10 protein-coding genes are annotated in these 16,448 nt (G+C 53.2%); 2 read left to right on the forward strand and 8 right to left on the reverse strand.

What is annotated here, in order from left to right; translation table 11 throughout:
- The first annotated feature begins 1 nt into the window (after position 1).
- The gene (gene pepN, locus ACTF5G_RS04295; RefSeq protein ID WP_438951616.1) at positions 2–2,635 is read left to right on the forward strand and encodes an aminopeptidase N; all 2,634 of its coding nucleotides are present in this window, start codon (positions 2–4) and stop codon (positions 2,633–2,635) included.
- 202 nt (positions 2,636–2,837) lie between these two features.
- Here pepN and ACTF5G_RS04300 read toward each other — a convergent pair whose 3' ends face one another.
- The 7 genes from ACTF5G_RS04300 to ACTF5G_RS04330 all read right to left on the reverse strand — a co-directional run bounded on the left by ACTF5G_RS04300 (position 2,838) and on the right by ACTF5G_RS04330 (position 10,840).
- Positions 2,838–3,635 (reverse strand): ParA family protein, encoded by a 798-nt coding sequence (locus tag ACTF5G_RS04300; protein WP_438951584.1) that lies wholly within the window; start codon positions 3,633–3,635, stop codon positions 2,838–2,840.
- 269 nt (positions 3,636–3,904) lie between these two features.
- Positions 3,905–5,605, reverse strand: a complete 1,701-nt coding sequence (locus ACTF5G_RS04305; RefSeq protein WP_438951585.1) for a BatD family protein — start codon at positions 5,603–5,605, stop codon at positions 3,905–3,907.
- Positions 5,606–5,611: 6 nt separating this feature from the next.
- Positions 5,612–7,471 (reverse strand): VWA domain-containing protein, encoded by a 1,860-nt coding sequence (locus tag ACTF5G_RS04310; protein ID WP_438951586.1) that lies wholly within the window; start codon positions 7,469–7,471, stop codon positions 5,612–5,614.
- The gene (locus tag ACTF5G_RS04315) at positions 7,471–8,460 is read right to left on the reverse strand and encodes a VWA domain-containing protein (protein WP_438951587.1); all 990 of its coding nucleotides are present in this window, start codon (positions 8,458–8,460) and stop codon (positions 7,471–7,473) included. Before ACTF5G_RS04315 ends, ACTF5G_RS04310 begins: the two co-directional genes overlap by 1 nt.
- Positions 8,454–8,945 carry a DUF4381 domain-containing protein gene (locus ACTF5G_RS04320; RefSeq protein ID WP_438951588.1) on the reverse strand — a complete coding sequence of 164 codons (492 nt, stop codon included), beginning with the start codon at positions 8,943–8,945 and terminating at the stop codon, positions 8,454–8,456. The genes ACTF5G_RS04315 and ACTF5G_RS04320 overlap by 7 nt, the downstream gene beginning before the upstream one ends.
- The gene (locus ACTF5G_RS04325; RefSeq protein WP_438951589.1) at positions 8,942–9,877 is read right to left on the reverse strand and encodes a DUF58 domain-containing protein; all 936 of its coding nucleotides are present in this window, start codon (positions 9,875–9,877) and stop codon (positions 8,942–8,944) included. Before ACTF5G_RS04325 ends, ACTF5G_RS04320 begins: the two co-directional genes overlap by 4 nt.
- A 3-nt stretch (positions 9,878–9,880) precedes the next feature.
- Positions 9,881–10,840: an AAA family ATPase gene (locus ACTF5G_RS04330; RefSeq protein ID WP_438951590.1), complete on the reverse strand. Its 960-nt coding sequence runs from the start codon at positions 10,838–10,840 to the stop codon at positions 9,881–9,883.
- A gap of 195 nt (positions 10,841–11,035) precedes the next feature.
- Between ACTF5G_RS04330 and ACTF5G_RS04335 the strand changes: the two genes are divergently transcribed.
- Complete coding sequence (locus tag ACTF5G_RS04335; RefSeq protein ID WP_438951591.1) at positions 11,036–15,904, forward strand: NAD-glutamate dehydrogenase; 4,869 nt, start codon at positions 11,036–11,038, stop codon at positions 15,902–15,904.
- A 140-nt stretch (positions 15,905–16,044) separates the two neighbouring features.
- On the opposite strand, the gene rmf is transcribed toward ACTF5G_RS04335, so the two are convergent.
- Positions 16,045–16,251: a ribosome modulation factor gene (gene rmf / locus ACTF5G_RS04340; protein WP_438951592.1), complete on the reverse strand. Its 207-nt coding sequence runs from the start codon at positions 16,249–16,251 to the stop codon at positions 16,045–16,047.
- Between the last annotated feature and the right edge of the window lie 197 nt (positions 16,252–16,448).

The following is a 16,448-nucleotide window of genomic DNA, read 5'->3' on the forward strand; positions in this document are numbered from 1 at the left end:
GATGAGAGATGCCCAGCCGGGCAATATTTACCTTAAAGACTACACAGCCCCTCGCTACCTGATCGATAAAACCGCGTTGCGAGTGGAAATTCGCCGGGATGATACAGTTGTTATGGCCACCCTGGAAATGCGGCGCAACCCCGATGTCAGCAACCGGGAAACCAGTCTGGTGTTGGACGGCCAGGGTCTGTCGCTACAATCTCTAAGCATCGACGGAAAGCCGTTGACGTCCGAGCAGTTCAGCGCGACGGCCGATGAGCTGTTGATTCACGAGGTACCTGATCGGTTCATTCTGACATCGGAAGTAATTATTTATCCGAAGGAAAATTCGTCCCTGGAGGGGTTGTTCAAATCCCGCACCATCTACTGTACCCAGTGTGAGGCAGAGGGTTTCCGGGGTATCACCTACTATCTGGATCGTCCCGATGTGATGTCGGAATTTACCACCACGGTAGTGGCCGGCCAGGCCGAGTGTCCAGTGTTGCTGTCCAACGGTAATCTGATGGAAACCGGTGTATTGCCCGATGGTCGTCACTGGGCAACCTGGCACGACCCCTTTCTCAAGCCCGCCTACCTGTTTGCGCTGGTGGCCGGCGAATTGTCCGTGGTGGAAGACAGTTTCACCACTTGCAGTGGCCGTAATGTCGCATTGCAGCTCTATGTGGAAGCCAAGGATCTGGAGAAATGTGGCCACGCCATGACCTCGCTGAAAAATGCCATGCGCTGGGACGAAGAGGTCTACGGTCGTGAGTACGATCTCGATCTGTATATGATCGTGGCGGTGGATGACTTCAATATGGGGGCCATGGAAAACAAGGGGCTCAATATTTTCAACACCTCCTGTGTGCTGGCCCATCAGGCCACTACCACTGATGATGGTTTCAATCGGGTCGAGGCTGTGGTGGCCCACGAATACTTTCACAACTGGTCCGGCAACCGTGTTACCTGCCGGGACTGGTTTCAATTGAGCCTGAAAGAGGGCTTCACCGTATTCCGCGATTCGCAGTTTTCTGCAGACATGGGTTCCCCGGTGGTAAAACGGGTCGAAAATGTCACCATGCTCCGTACGGTGCAATTTGCCGAAGATGGCGGCCCCACAGCCCACCCGGTGCAGCCCGCTTCCTATATGGAAATCTCCAATTTCTACACGGCCACCATTTATGAGAAAGGGGCTGAGGTAGTACGGATGATCCATACACTGCTTGGGCCGGATCTGTTTCGCCGTGGTTCTGATCTCTACTTTGAGCGATACGATGGGCAGGCTGTCACCATCGAGGATTTTGTGGGTGCCATGGCTGAAGTCAGTGGCAGGGATTTCAGTCAATTCATGAACTGGTACCGTCAGGCCGGCACGCCCCGGCTAACCGTTACCAGTGATTACGATGAACAGGGCCGACAGCTAAGATTGCATTTTTCTCAGAGCTGTCCGCCTACGCCCGAGTGCCAGAACAAACAGCCTTTCCATATTCCGGTAACGGTGGGGCTGGTGACAGAAGCGGGAGATCTGCCACTGAATTCTGCGGGTGAAACCAGTCAGGTCATAGAAATTACCGAAGCCGAGCAGACGGTGGTTTTTGAGCATATCCATACTCGCCCGGTGCCATCGCTGCTGCGCAATTTCTCGGCTCCGGTGAAACTGAATTATCCCTATAGTTTTGATGACCTGGGTTTTCTGATGGCCCATGACAGTGATGGCTTCAACCGCTGGGATGCCGGTCAGCGGCTCTCCATCGCATTGATGCAGTCGCTGATGACAGATTTTCGTGCCGGTGAGCCGCTGCAGCTGGATAGCCGTTTGCCAGCGGCATTTGCCAAGGTGTTGGGCGAAACCGGGGCCGATCAGGCCATGCAGGCATTGGTGCTGACTCTACCCAGTGAGTTTCTGCTGGCAGAGTTGGCCGATGTCATTGATGTGGAAGCCATTCATCAGGTCCGTCGTTTTGTCTGCGGAGAGCTGGGAAAAACCCTGGCGTCCGCCTGGCGCAAGACCTATCTGGATAACGTGCAGCCACAATATGAGTTTTCCGGTATTGCCATGGCCCGACGGAGCCTGAAAAACCTTTCCCTGCGCTATCTGTTAAACAGCGGCGTCGAGGATTCCCTGCCACTGGCCCACGAACAGTTTATGACGGCGGACAATATGACCGACCGGTTGGCCGCATTGTCGGGCCTAGTGAATGACCCGCGGGACGCAGCAGTGACGCTGGCAGAGCAGGCGCTGGACAAGTTCTATCAGGATTGGCAACAGGAACCTCTGGTGTTGAATCAGTGGTTTCAGGTGCAGGCAGCCTGTATGCGCCCGGGTGGCCTGGAACGGGTAAAAAGCCTGATGGAGCATCCTGCGTTCGACTTTCATAATCCCAACAAGGTACGCGCGCTGGTGGGCGTATTCTGCAACAGCAACCCGGTTAACTTTCATCGGGAGGATGGTGCTGGTTACCAATTCCTGGCTGACAATGTTCTGGCTCTGGACAAGCTCAACCCACAGATCGCTTCCCGTCAACTGACGCCGCTGACCAAGTGGCGGCGCTATGGCCTGTCGGCGCAGTCACTGATGCGGGAGCAGCTTTCCCGAGTGCTGGCAGAGCCTGGTCTGTCCCGGGATACCTATGAAATCGCTTCGAAAAGTCTTTAGCTGCGGAGTCCGAAACCCATCCACTTGACACGGATCAATGACAGGGATGATGAATATGAAGGACACTGACAATGGTAGATGCGTTATAGATGTATCTCCAGTGACAGCTAACCCCTGATGGCGGGGTGTTTCATCGTTAACATTTAGGAGAGCCACTGGCTCTCCTTTTTTTGCACGCCACTCAAATGTCCCCTGAAGCTGGCTACTTGGCCGAAGATTTTTTTGTCCGCTTTTTCTCGTTGTTCAGATGTTCATGAAGTGCCAGAAATTGCCGGGTCAGTGGGTGACTGGGTGCAAAGTGAATCAACGGCTTTCCCGCCTGGTGTGATTCGCGCATTTTTACCGACTGGTTAAGATAAATGGGCAATACCGGATGTTTTTCCGCGATTAGCTCATTGATAATTTGCGTTGGTAAATTGGCTCTGGGCTGAAACTGATTGGCGATGATACCTTCTATCAGCAGATCTTCGTTGTGGTCATCCCGTATCTCGCCGATGACATGCAGAATGTTGTACAGCGCATGTCGTGAAAATGCATCGCAGTCAAACGGGATTAATACCCGATCAGCACTTACCAGTGCCGAGGTGGTGTAAAAGTTCATCGCCGGTGCCGTGTCAATAAACACTTGGTCAAACTGTGTTTCCAGTTTGTTGAGCAAGTCTTTCAGCTTGTAGATTTTATGGCGGGATTCCAGTTTTTGCTCGATTTCTTCCAACTCAGGATCTGAGGTGATGATGGACAGGTTGGCGAAAGGTGTTTCAGTGATAAATTCAGCCGGTTTCTTCGGTGAGAAATTAAAAGACAGGGTCTGGGAAAAATAATCGGCGATGGTGTTGGTCGTATCAGGGTTTTCCCCCAGTAAATACTGGGTGGAGTTGCCCTGTGGATCAAGGTCGAGCAACAGCGTTCGCTTGCCACTGTTGGCAGCGATAGCCGCCAGATTACAAGTGATGCTGGACTTGCCTACACCACCTTTTTGATTGAACACAACTCGACGCATAATCTGAATCCTTGCCTGGTATTGTAGTGGGTGGCTCTACTGCAGGGCATCCTGCATTAAAAATGCCAAATTGTCATTTTTGGTGTGCCGTGGGGATCGTGACATTGCCTTTCCGTGTCAGATAAGGATAAGCGTTGATCAGATGGTTGAAAACGACAATTTTAATTAGCGGTATATGCACAAAAAAACAGCACGTTGCAGGAGCTGATGCACTTTTTGCAGGCACCATGCATTGCGGTAGTAGCACATTGTCTGTAAATGGTTGCTGGCTACTTTCCGTACAGTGGCGCCAGTGGCGTACCTTTTTGTTGCTCGCCCACGCCTTTCTGGTTTTTTCTGAGCTGTTTTAATTGCTCATGGATGGTCGGCAGGCTGATCGCCTGCTGTGTAATGTTGCCATAAAGTGCACGGTCCAGTGCCTCCAGTGTTATAGCCAAATCACGATTATTAGCAGAGGCGGCTACATCCTGGAGAGTCAAAAATGGCCTGTTCCAGTACACTTTGGCCCAGTGCAGCAGTGCATGACAGAATGCCCGCGGGTCCTGGCCTTTTGATTGCCGCTGTAGCTCGGCAAATAACGTGGCTTCATTGGGTGTAGCCACTGTTTCCATGGGGGGGGTGGCCGGCGCCCTTTCACGACTGCTACGCCATAGTAGGAATAGCGCTGCGACGGTGACCAGTAACAGCAGATTCATACCGATCAATACCCATGTCAGCAGACTATATTCCTGTTTTAGAGCCGGCGTCATGATCGGTTCGGCTGTATCGGTTTCCTCGGTTTCTGTGATATCCGGTACCGGGCCTGCAGCAGCTTTTACTGTCAGCGTGCGTGCTTCGAGAACTGCCTGCTTCGGCTGTTGGCTGACGGTATCCCACCATTGGACTGTTAGCGGGGGCAGTGTGATGGTTCCCGCTCTGGAGGGCACAATGGCCATGGATTCTATCCGTGAACCGATCACGCCACTGCGATCCCCATTGTTATCCATCTGGGGTTGATCGGGATAGATTTTGTAACCATCACCGTCAGAGATTTGCAGTGGGGGCAGTTGGGTGGCCGTCAATTGCTGCGCGGTAAGTGTCACCGTACGGGTTATCGGTTCGCCTGCCACCAGTTCTTCGGGGGAGCGGCTCCAGCGCTCGGTAAGGCTGAGACCCTTGGCTGGAAGCCAGGCGCCATTTCCTGAATTGGCAGGGCGGGGCATAATGGTCACCTTTTGCTCCTCCGAATAGAGCAGGACACGCTTGCTCCGGTTTCCGAAAAGAGAGCCTGAGAAAGGGTCGCGGCGATCCGGAATAGCGGTATTCAGCCGAACCTGGGGAATGACCAGTTCGCCACTGGCCTCCGGGAATAACACGTATTTGATTTCATTGACCTGATACATCACACCATTTTCGCGGGTGTTGTACTGATTCTCCGCCAGCTGCAGGATCGAGGCATTGTCCACCGATAAGCCGTCACTGCTGAGACCCAACAGTGGCTCTGATGTGAAAACCCGCAAAGTCAGCAATAGCTGTTCCTGCACATAGGCAGTGGTTTTATCCAGCTCGGTTTCAACAAATATGGGCTCCTTGCCCTTTGCCGCAGGGCGACGATCTTCCACTTGCAGGGTGATGGCCTCGCTGTTAACCCCTTTAAAATCAAGTTCCGGGATAAGAATGTCACCTGTTTCCCTGGGTAGTAGCTCCAGTAGCCACTCTGTGTAGGAGACCGCTTTGCCATTGATCAGTGAAAATTGGTTTTGCTGGCGACGGGATAGGATTTCAAAATCCTCCTGCAGTACAGAAAAGTCGGGTTCGCCAGAGTCTTGGCTGTCAAATCGAACTCGCAATTCGACGGTTTCACCGCGACTGAGCTGGTTGCGATCCACCGTGGCTGTCAGTTCGTCAGCGCTGGCCCCTGTGCTGGCCAATGACAGCAGCAGTGGAACGAAAACGTAAAGTAACAGTGATCTACCCCAATCAGCGTTCATCAATTTTTACCACCTCTGTTGCTGGTCGCCGGGCGGCTTAATACCGCGGCGTTCCTGAAATTCACGCTTTCTTGACTCGTAGCGAAATTTTTCCCGCAGCAAGCCGCCGGGATCGTCCGGAATCTTTCTCAGCCACTGTTCCATGGCCTGCTTTTCTTCCTCACTCATTTCCGGTATCGGCCCCTGCTGTGGCTGCTCAGTTTCTTCCCCTTCGCCGGGGGATGGCTGTTCAGCCGGTGGTTGTTCAGGGGATTCGTCTGAGTTTTTCGATTGTGGTTGTTCATTTTTTTTCTGTTCGCCGGTATCAGGCTGCTCAGCATTATTCTGATCATTGCTCCCGGATGGATTGTCGGAGCTGTCGTTGCTGTCTCCAGTATTCTGTTCTCCGGGGGGTTGCTGCTGGTTTTGCTGATCTTCCGGATTTTTCTGGGAGTCATCCTTTGGTTGCTCCCGAGGCTTTTGCTGGTCTTTAGGTTGCTCCTGTTGCTTTTTCTGCAGCTGTTCCACCAGTTCACGATTGAACTGGGCGTCTGCCATTTCCGGCGCCAGCGCGAGCGCCTGGTTGTAACTGGCAATGGCTTCTTCAAGCTGGCCGTCTTTTGCCAGTGCATTACCTCTATTGTAGTGATCGAGGGCTGAATCTCCTTCATACAGCTTGGCGGCACTGTCGTATTGGCCATTGCGGTAAGCGGCTGTCGCTTTCCATTGTGAGTTATTGAATTTTTCCTGGGCGGTGGCTGTATCGCCTTTCTGCAAAGCCCTCGATGCCTGTTGGTCGGGGGTTAGCCATAGGTCATCCCAGCTCAGAGCCTGTGCGGGCAAGGGTAGACCAAACATTGGTATCATTGTCAGGCAGGCGAGGACGATGCCCCGGCGTGACGCCAGCACCAGTATCGGTAACAACAGCAGCGCCAGCCAATAGCCTGTGTCGTGCCAGCTATCGAAACTGCGCTCAAGCTGACGGGTAGACGAATCGGGTCCGATTTTGAAACCATTCAGCAGGTAGTTGATATCCGTATTATCTGCAGTGATGCTGCTATACCGGCCGTCGTGCCGGTTTGCCAGTTGTTTGAGACTCTTTTGATCTAGGCGGGGCACGACGATAGAGCCGCTGTTATCCTTGGCAAATCCGCCGCCGCCTATGGGTATGGGTGCCCCCTCCGCTGTTCCAATACCAAGTATGGAAAGGCGAAAGTCACCCATACCGCGAAAGATCATGCCCAGCTCATCCCTGGCTTGCCCGGCAACGCCATCGCTTATCAGCAATATATCCGCCCGGTTCGCCCCGGCATGCAGTGCCAGCTCCATGGCTTTTTGCACAGCAGATTCAACGTTACTGCCCGGCCCCGGCATAATATTGGGGTCCAGGGCGGGAACCAGTGCAACAAGGGTGTTGGCATCGTCCGTGAGCGGGCTCACCACAAATGCATCGTCAGCATAGGCGATCAATGCCGTTGTTCCTTCTTTTCGCTGCTGCAATAATTCAATCAGTTTCAGCCGTGCACGGGTCAGGCGGTTTGGTTTCTGATCCTGGGACAACATGGAGGGTGAGAGATCAAACAGTATGATCAGTGCACTTTCCTGCTTGTGGATTGGCATCGGAGTACGATCCCAGGTGGGGCCAGCCATGGCGAGTGTCGCGATGACCCAGCCAATTAGTGAAACCACTATCAGTGAGCGTCGCTTGTGAGACATTGATCCATCCATGAGCAGTGGCAGCAGTTCCGGTGCGATGACCCGGTGCCAGTTGCCTCGCCTGATCTGGGAGCGGTATAACCACCAGCTGATGAGCAACCCTGGCAGAATGGCCAGCAGCCAGGTCGGCCGGAGGAAATGAAATTCGGCGAGTGTTCCCAGCAGGCCCATCAATGGTTATCCCCGCGACTCATCAAGATTGCCATGATAAAACTGCAGATCAATGCGAGTCCCAATGGCCAGTAGAATAATGCTTTGGTGGGTCGCAGTGTTTCGGCGTCCTGGGCGATCGGTTCCATTTTGTCCAGCTGTCTGTAGATTGTTTCAAGCTCTCCCGGGTTGCGAGCGCGGAAATATTGGCCACCGGTTTTCTCGGCGATGCCAATCAGGGTCGCTTCATCGAGGTCGCTGGAAGGATTGATTCGTCGTGTGCCAAAAAAACTGCGTTCGAGCTTTACCTCCGCGCCGATGCCAATGGTATGGATTACAATGCCTTCCCTAGCTGCCATGTCGGCTGCTTCCAGAGGTTTGACCCGGCCGGCAGAGTTGGCACCATCTGTCAGCAAAATCAGCACGCGGTGATTTTTGGGGCGGGGTTGCAGGCGCTTTACCGCCAGACCGATGGCATCTCCTATAGCAGTGCGGTCGCCGGCAAAACCAATCTGGGCCTCACTGAGCAGCACATTCAGGGTTTTTCGGTCAAATGTCAGCGGGGTCTGCAGGTAGGGACGGGTGCCGAACAGAATCACTCCCATACGATCCCCCTGTCGGCGATCGACAAACTGTCCGACAACCAGCTTGACAGTACTGAGTCGATCGAGGGTATTGCCGTCTATCTGCATATCGGTCTCCTGCATACTGCCGGAGATATCCACGGCCATCAGCAGATCCCGGCCGGTGCTGGGTATCGCAATGGGGTCGCCAACCCAAGTGGGACGAGCAGTTGCCGTGAGCAGGCCAAGCCAGGTGATTGTCAGCAGAGCCAGCGCAAACCAGTGCCAGCCATCGCCGCCTCTTTGCACGGAGGGGGTTCTCGACAGCGCCGAGTAGACAGGCACCTTCAGGGCGGGTGTTGTTGCCTCGGCCCGACTGCGCAGCATTCGGTACAGTATCGGTACGGGCAACAGGATAAACAGCCAGGGCCAGTCAAAGGTCAGCATGACTTGCTCCGCGGGTGCTGTTCGAGCCATTGCCGAATAGCGGTATGTAGTGAAGCAGCCAGATAGTCAATATTTTGCGGATCAGCCTGGTAGGGCAATACATTCAATTGTTGCTGCAAGGTTTCGTCAAACAGTGTTCGCTGACAGAGGTGGTTAAGCCGCTGCAATAGTTGCGGTGTCAATTCCGATTCAAGCGCCTGTCGGGGGTAGGCTGTTTTGGCCGCGCGGCGCAAGAGTGCCAGCATGGCGTGGCAATGCTCGACAGGTTGTCCCGCCAGAGAATGCTGCATTTCGGCCAGGGAATGCAGTGCCTCCCGTCGATAACGGTTGTGCAGGTGTTGCTTTTTTAGTCGCCAGATTCCGTAAACTACAGCGCTCAAGACCAGTATTGCCAGAAGCCACCAGCCCGGGGCGGGCGGCCACCAGTCTACCGGATCGGGGAGATGAATATCACGCAACTGTGAGAGGGGATCCTGGGGATTCATGCGTGTCGACCGGATTTCTTTCTGCTGTATGCCTGTTGCAGTATCCGCATAACGGAGGCCCCTGTTTCGAAGACCATCAGTCCCATGCGCAATTGGCTGCAAAGTTGTCGGAGGTGTGCCTGGTGGCGGAGGAAATGCTGCTCAAACTCTTCGCGCAATTCCCGATTTCGGGTATTCAGGGAAAATCGCTGATTGCCGTCATTGACCTGATAGAGGGCAGGGGGCGGCAATTGTTTTTCCAGCGGATCATGGATTTGGCAAAGATTGACGTCACAATGTCTGGCCAATTCGAAAAGGTGTTGTTCGCAGTCTTTATTCAGGTCATGGAAGTCACTGATCAGAAACAGTGTTGAGCCGGGTAGGGCCACCCGTCGACAGTCCTGCATGATGTCCACCATGCGGTATTTGCCGGGCACTGAGCGGGTCAGCAGTTCACTGAAGTCCCTTAACTGATGGATCAGTTGTAAAACACTGTGAGTGCTGCGACGGGCCCGAATTTCGCGATGCTGTTCCGCACCGATAATCAGCCCCCCAACCCGGTCATTGGCGTTAAGTCCGGCCCAGCCGAGTGCTGCGGCCAGCTGGCAGGCGGTGATGGACTTGAGCATTTTTGAGCCAAAGAACATATTGGGGCGCAAATCGGTAATCACCAGAATGGGCCGCTCCCGTTCCTCCCGAAACAGCTTGGTGTGAGGTGTCAGGGTACGTGCCGTGACTCGCCAGTCGATGCTGCGGATGTCGTCGCCGGGCTGATATTGACGCACTTCCTCAAAATCCATACCCCGGCCTCGCGTTCGCGAGTGGTGTCCCCCCATCAGCGAGGTTTTAGCCATTCTTCGGGGAAAGAATTTCAGCTCGCGCGTGCCAAATCGCATGCCTACCAGCGTCGTGACATCGGCGATGGCCGGGTTGTTGAGATCGGGATCGTCCATTGATCAGGCAGAGGGTACGTTGCTGATCAGGTTGTCGATCGCCCGGTCCGGATTGATACCGCTGGCCTCAGCTTCAAAGCTCAGAATCAGGCGGTGTCGCAATACATCGTGAATCACACTGCGCACATCGTCCGGAGAGACGTAGTCGTGGCCCTTCAGCCAGGCGCAGGCTCTGGCACAGCGATCCAGCGATATGGTGGCCCTTGGGCTGGCACCAAAATCAAGCCAGCTGCCAAGTTTTTCACAATAATCGGTGGGGTTGCGGGTGGCCAGAATCAACTGGACGATATATTCCTCGACGGGTTCGGCCATATGAACGGACAGAACCTCCTTGCGGGCCTCCAGCAGTGTCTCCTCGGAGACTTCATCAATGGTGGCGATGGGTTCGTTCAGTGCTTCAAGGCGTGCCAGGCGCAAAATTTCCCGCTCGGCCTCCGCTTCGGGGTAGCCCACGTTGACATGCATCAAAAAACGGTCCATCTGGGCTTCCGGCAATGGATAGGTGCCCTCCTGCTCGATGGGGTTCTGGGTAGCCATCACCAGGAAAAGTTTGGGCAGGGGATAGGTGCTGCGGCCCACACTGATCTGCCGCTCTGCCATGGCTTCGAGTAGAGCTGACTGAACTTTGGCCGGTGCCCGGTTGATCTCGTCAGCCAATACCAGATTGTGGAAAATCGGGCCAGGTTGAAATTGAAAACTGCCATCTTCCGGGCGGTAGATATCGCTGCCGGTAATGTCAGAGGGCAGCAGATCGGGAGTGAACTGAATACGGTGAAAATCACCGCTGATGCCATCTGCCAGGGTTTTGATGGCTTTGGTTTTTGCCAGTCCGGGAGCCCCCTCCACCAACAGGTGGCCATCGGCCAGAATGGCAATAATCAGCCGGTCTATCAGGTGTGGCTGACCGACAATCTGGCTATTGAGATAATCGCGGAGCTGCAAAATTTTCTGCTGATGAGTCATGCTGATACTTACTTCTTGTTATAACGGTGGTCAGAGATTGTAATGCCTGATGGCCGCTAACCCAAACAGGGCAATCATATAAGGTTAATCTAGACTGTAGGTAGAAGGTGAAGTTCAGTAATGACTGTTTCTGTCGCGCCAACCATCGAAAATAATCAGGCGGGCACCAGTGAATAAAAAAGGAAAGGGGTAATCATGCAGCGAATTTCTGAAGGCGATTTTTTTGCCTGCCTTGAGGCGCAGTTAATCGAGAAATATCCAGCGGCTCTGGCAGAGCAGTTAGTGCCGTTTTCGAGAAAAATTTTCGACCTGTTTCCTCTACACGAGCTGGCCCACGAAAAGCTGGATGATATTCAGGGCTTTGTCTTCAGCCTGTTCAACTTTATCCGCAAGGTGATGCCAGATCAGCCGGCCGTTCGTGTGTTTAACCCGGTGCTGGAGGAAGATGGCTGGGTCAGTGATGCCACTGCGCTGTTCATCATGCAAAGGGATATGCCGTTTCTGGTAGATTCTGTGCGCATTCAACTTAACCGCGCAGGACTGAATATTCAGCTTATTAAAAGCACAGTATTTCAGGTCGTTCGCGATCAGAAAGGCGTTCTGCTCGATCTGTTTGCAAATCCGAAGACGCCCGGTTGCCGGGCTGAAGCCCTGATTTATATCGACGTGGATCTGCGCACCTCAAACGAAGAACACCAGTTGCTGGAGCGCGACATACTGGATGTATTACGTGATGTCGAGGTAGTGACCGATGATTTTCTCCCGATGGCGGAACGGCTCAACCAGGTCATCGCCGAGGTCAGGGAAAATCACGCAAACCTCCCGGCCTGTGATGCCGATGAACTGGCGGCCTTTCTCGAATGGCTGCGCGACGGTGCTTTTATCTTTCAGGGGTGTTCGGAGTTTCGGCTCATGAAGGGTCGTGGTGCCCCGGCCCTGAAGCACCTGCCTGATAAACAACTTGGTATTTTTCGCCGCCATCAGATCCGTCCTGAAAAAACGGCACTGAGTGAACTCAGTGCCGGTATCCAGGCGTTTTATGCGTGTGATGCGCCGATGGCGTTCACCAAGTCTTCCCTGCGATCACGAGTTCACCGTCAGGCCTACTCGGATTTTATTGTACTGAAACGCTATGACAAAAAGGGTGCTGTCATCGGCGAATACCTTTTTATGGGGCTTTATACCTCAGCGGTTTATAACGTCAGCCCACTAAAGATTCCTTTGATTCGCCAGCGGATTGAACAGGTACTGAAACGCACTGGTTTCAGCCCCGGTAGCCACGACTTCAAAGCCATTTCCCAGCTGATTGAGGTGCATCCAAGAGACGAGCTGTTCCATTCCTCTGCTGATGAATTGTACGACACACTGGTGGGTATCTGGCAGATCAGCGAACGGCGCATGGTGCGGCTCTTTATACGGGTTGACCCGTTCGAAAAATTCGTCAACTGTCTGGTATACATGCCTCGGGATATTTATCGCACCTCAATTCGCACGGAAATTGAACACATGCTCAAATGCGAATTTGATGCCACCGAGTGTGAATTCAATACCAGTTTCTCCGAGTCACTGCTGGCTAGAACCCAGTTTGTGCTGAGAGTCAATTCCAACCGTTACCGGGAAGTCGATCGGGATGAGCTGACCGCTCGGATAATTGAGCTGACTCTTGACTGGAATGATGAACTGGAACAGGAGGCGCTGGATCAGTGGGGTGAATCCCTCGGCAGAGATATGGCCCGTATTTATCGGGATGCTTTCTCCGCCAGCTATATGGATCACTTTGATCACCGCTCTGCGATTCATGATATTCAGTTGTTTCATGAGCTCGGCAGTGACGCGGAAATTGCCACCGGCTTTTATCAGCAGGCGGGCGCAGATCAGAATGTCATGCGCTTCAAATTATTCCATCGCCACGAGCAATTGGAGCTCTCCAGTCTGGTGCCGATGCTGGAAAATCTTGGTTTCAGGGTGCTGGGCGAACATCCCTACCAGATTACGCCGCGGCAGGGCGGTGAGATCTGGTTGCATGATTTCACGCTGCGGTTCGGGTTGGACGTGGATGTGGATGTATCACAGGTCAGGAATACCTTCCAGGACGCATTCAAGGCGGTCTGGTCCCAGCAAACGGAAAATGATCGCTTCAATCATCTTGTGGTGGGTGCCAGGCTGGACTGGCGTATGGTTTCTCTGTTCCGGCTATATGCCCGCTACATGAAGCAGCTGGGCAGCAATTTCAGTCAGGATTTCATTGCCGATACTCTGGCGGCCAACCTGGAAATCACCCGAAATCTGGTGGCATTGTTCCGCTGTCTGTTTGATCCCAAGGTTGTGACGCCGCAAAGTGAGGAATACGGTCGTGCCGAACGCCTCAATCAAAAAATTCTCGACGCGCTGGACCAGGTCAGCAATCTCAATGAAGATAAAGTACTGCGCAGTTACCAGCAACTGATCAATGCCACCAAACGCACCAATTACTTTCAGCTCACTGCCGAGGGAGAACAAAAGCCCTATATTGCCGTGAAGCTGGCACCCAGAGAAATCGTCGATGTGCCTGAGCCCCGGCCGCTCTACGAAATTTTTGTTTATTGCCCCCGCATGGAAGGTGTTCACCTGCGTACTGGCAAGGTTGCGAGAGGGGGATTGCGTTGGTCTGATCGCCTGGAAGACTATCGCACGGAGATACTGGGTCTGGTGAAAGCCCAGCAGGTGAAAAACGCGGTGATTGTGCCGACTGGCGCCAAGGGTGGTTTTGTGGCGAAGCAGGTACCCCGCAATGCGGGTCGCGATGAGCTGTTGCAGGAGGGTATTGCCTGTTATCGCTTGTTTGTTTCAGGACTTCTCGATCTTACCGATAACGTGGTGGGTGATGAAATTGTTCCGCCGCCATGTGTGGTCAGAAGGGACGATGATGATCCCTATCTGGTGGTCGCAGCAGACAAGGGAACCACCACTTTTTCCGATTATGCCAATGAGCTATCGCTGGCCTATGACCACTGGCTGGGGGATGCTTTTGCCTCCGGTGGCAGCCACGGTTATGACCATAAAAAAATGGGTATTACTGCCAGAGGCGCCTGGGTTTCGGTACAGCGCCATTTTCGTGAATTGGGTCTCAACACCCAGACAGAGGATTTTTCTGTTATTGGTATCGGTGATATGGCCGGTGACGTGTTTGGCAATGGTCTGCTGATGTCGAGACATATCAAACTGATGGCGGCATTCAACCATCAGCATATTTTTATCGATCCTGACCCCGATCCCGACACAGGTTTTTCCGAGCGGGAGCGGTTATTTCACCTCCCGCGTTCCAGTTGGGACGATTATGACAAAACCCTGATATCGCCCGGTGGAGGTGTTTTTTCCCGCAGTGCAAAAATACTGAAATTAACCCCGGAAATTCAGGCGGCGCTGGCTATCAACGAAACTGCCTTGAAGCCGAGCGAGCTGATCAACGCCCTGTTGAAAGCGCCGGTTGATTTGATCTGGAACGGTGGTATTGGCAGCTATGTCAAGGGCTCGAGCGAGAGTCACCAGGAGGTTGGCGATCGTGCCAATGATGCGGTTCGCGTCGATGGCCGGGAGTTGCGCTGCCGCGTGTTTGGCGAGGGCGGCAATCTCGGTATGACCCAGCGGGGCCGTATTGAATATGCCCTCAATGGCGGGGCCTGCAATACTGACTTTATCGACAATTCGGCTGGTGTGGATTGCTCTGATCATGAGGTCAATATCAAAATTCTGCTGAACGGGCTGGTGCAAAGTCAGGATCTCACCGTTAAACAGCGCAACCAGTTGTTGGTAGAAATGACAGAGGAGGTGTCCGAGCTGGTGTTGGCCAACAACTATCGTCAGACATTGGCCATCAGCCTTGCTCATTTTCGCTGTAAAAACAATTTTTCAGAGTACTGGCGGGCGATTACGGACTGGGAGGCCAATGGTCTGATCAACCGTCCACTGGAGTATTTGCCAGATGATGAGACACTCAAGGAGCGCGAGAAGCGACAACTCGGTCTGACGCATCCCGAACTGGCCGTTCTGGTGTCGTATGCCAAGATCCTGATCAAGGATCAGGTGCTGAAATCCAATGCGCTGGAAGATCCCTATATCGCCAAGATGATTGCCGGTGCGTTCCCCAGGAGCCTCTCGGAGAACTATCGAGACAGGCTGCTGCAACATAGTCTGAAGCGGGAAATTATTGCCAATCAACTGGTTAACGAAATGGTTAATCTGATGGGTGTACCCTATTTTCAGCGGCAGGTTGCCTCCACTGGAGCCAGTGTCGATGATGTGATGCGCGCGTTTGCTGTTGTCAGAGATTTGTTGCGTATTGATCATTTCTGGAAGCGGGTTGAGTCGCTGGATTATCTGGTGCCGGCAGAGGTGCAGTTCGAACTGTTTTATGCCCTGATGCGCATGGGGCGTAGAGCCTCCCGCTGGGTATTGCGGAATCGGCGTTCCTGCATCAACCCACAGCAGGAAGTGCAAGCGCTCAGGCCGAGACTGGTTGAGTTGCAACTCCTGCTGCCGACGCTGTTTCTCCGGGAAGAAGCCAACGAATGGCAGGAGGAAGTACAGCGTCTGGTAGAGCTGGGTGTGCAGGAAGATGTGGCGATGCTGGTATCCAGCGCCAATTTTCTGTTTTTCGGCTTTGGCATTGCCGATCTGGCTGCTGCCAGCAGGAAACCTGTCGGATTGGTATTGGAGCTTTATTTCAGATTGGGTACAGAGCTGGATATCGATTGGTTTGGCGAACAGATTATTCATCTGGAGCCAGCCAACCGCTGGCAGGATTTTGCCCGTGAATCCTATATGGATGATCTTGAGGGCCAGCGTCGTGTATTGTCCGGGGCGCTCCTGGCCGAGGTGGAAAGTCTGGCAGATATCGACGCGGCGATTCAGGCCTGGAAGGTCTCACACGCACATTTGATCGCCCGCTGGATGGATATGATGGATGAGCTCCATCGCGCACCCGGTCGGGATTTTGCGATGTTTTCCGTGGCCCTTCGGGAGTTGCTTGATCTTGTCCAGGCGACCGTAAACCATCGTGAGACAGCACCTTTCTGCCCGATTTGAACAGTATCAGGGGTGAATGCGGGGTGCGGTGAATTGGTCGGAAGCGGCGGGAGGCTGTACGCCTCCACTTGCCGCTTCCAGAGTCCGGTGAGGACTTTTCAGGGGAACAGTGCCCCTTTGATAGAAAAAGGGATTAAAATTTACAGATTGCTGACTTTTTGCTGAATGGCCTGTTCCTTGTAACCATTCCAGTTATCTTCACGACCTTCCCGCCAACCGTTGCACCAGACCTGAGCTAGTGAGGTTTCTTCTGAGTGAGGACATAGTGTCTTGTTTCGGCCATGGTAGCCTGCTTGGTAACCTTTGATAAAAGCGCGGTGGGAGGAATCTCGTTTTTGTCTTTTCATATGACATGAACTCCTGATTCTAGAGCCACTTTTTTGGTTCAAAGTGGTTTTGTGGTTTTTTATCGTACAGCCTGTCTATCTCATCAAAAGTTGTCTTCGCTGTCGAAGATTTTATTTGTCTATAAGTAGCGCTTTTTAATTCCCTTATGTAATCAATCGATTTTGTGTTTCCATTGCGTTCCTGATATGACGGCTTG

Source organism: Porticoccus sp., assembly GCF_965660005.1.
Classification (GTDB): Bacteria; Pseudomonadota; Gammaproteobacteria; order Pseudomonadales; family Porticoccaceae; genus Porticoccus.